The 843-nt window shown below is 44.8% G+C and carries 2 pseudogenes; one reads left to right on the top strand and one right to left on the bottom strand.

What is annotated here, in order from left to right:
* Positions 1 to 245: pseudogene (gene mrgA / locus ACWHAR_RS25210) on the top strand (metalloregulation DNA-binding stress protein MgrA); the annotation flags it as partial.
* A gap of 42 nt (positions 246 to 287) precedes the next feature.
* On the opposite strand, the pseudogene htrB reads toward mrgA, so the two are convergent.
* Positions 288 to 843 (bottom strand): annotated as a pseudogene (gene htrB / locus ACWHAR_RS25215) (serine protease Do-like protein HtrB); the annotation flags it as partial.

An 843-nucleotide genomic window follows, 5' to 3' on the forward strand; every position in this document is an offset into this window, starting at 1 on the left:
GACAGCCTGTTGCCACAGTGAAAGAATACACTGAGCATGCATCTATCACAGACGGCGGAAACGAAACATCAGCTTCAGAAATGGTACAAGCATTGGTAAACGACTACAAACAAATCAGCAGCGAATCTAAATTCGTGATCGGCCTGGCTGAAGAAAATCAAGACAACGCGACAGCGGACTTGTTTGTCGGATTAATTGAAGAAGTTGAAAAACAAGTGTGGATGCTTTCCTCTTATTTAGGATAAAAAAAGCTGAACCCTATTTGGGTTCAGCTTTTTGTTTTTTTCTTAGCTTGAACTGCTTTCTGTCTGCTTGGTCAGTGTTGCGTTCAACGTTTTCGTTTTTCCCTTTCGCAGCACTTGGATTGTTGTTTTATCTCCGACTTTTAAGTCTTTGTAAAGGATCTGACGGATATCCGCACTGCTTTCCACGTCTTTACCGTTTAGTTTGACAATGACATCCTCAGATTTAATACCTGCTTTTTCTGCCGGCGAATTTGCTTGAACTTCTTTTACATAAACACCTTTGCCCAATTGATCTCCAAACAGACCGAGCGTATTTTCCTGATAGGTTTCAGGAACTTGTGACATGTCAATCATCTGCACGCCTAAAAACGGACGGTCCACCTTCCCGTTTTGCAGCAGCTGGTCAACAATCGGCTCGACATCATTGCTTGGGATCGCAAATCCAAGTGATTCCACGCCGCTTTCGCTCACCTTCAAACTGTTGATGCCGATGACCTGGCCGCTTGCATTGATTAATGGGCCTCCGCTGTTCCCCGGATTGATCGCTGCATCGGTTTGCAGCACGTTCATTTCCACCGTCCCCTGTGTTGTATCCACA

This window comes from Bacillus sp. LR--39 (assembly GCF_053613335.1).